This window comes from Chryseobacterium sp. SIMBA_038 (genome assembly GCF_046535115.1).
Lineage (GTDB): Bacteria > Bacteroidota > Bacteroidia > Flavobacteriales > Weeksellaceae > Chryseobacterium.
The window spans coordinates 1-235 of record NZ_JAWRXH010000443.1 but is presented as its reverse complement, the minus strand read 5'-3'; the positions used below and the strand labels follow the sequence as shown (position 1 = coordinate 235).

The following is a 235-nucleotide window of genomic DNA, read 5'->3' as shown; positions in this document are numbered from 1 at the left end:
CAACAAGAAAATCCATTACGGAGATTAGGAACTACTCATACTACAAAAGGTCATCAAGGTTTCCCAATCCTTGTTAAGAAAGGGACAGCTTCTAGACATAAAGATGAACGTAAGCTTGATAATCCAATTCCGCAATCAGATATTGGCTTTGATGAGGTTTACTTAAATCCTTCCGAAACAGACGCTTTAATTATTGTTACGAAGAAACTCCTTCAAATGACAGATATGCCTGTTG

At 37.0% G+C, this 235-nt stretch carries 1 protein-coding gene; it reads left to right on the top strand.

Annotated elements, in window-relative coordinates; translation table 11 throughout:
- A partial coding sequence (locus tag SB689_RS24205; protein ID WP_410694559.1) for a phage major capsid protein occupies positions 1–235 on the top strand: 235 nt, incomplete at both ends.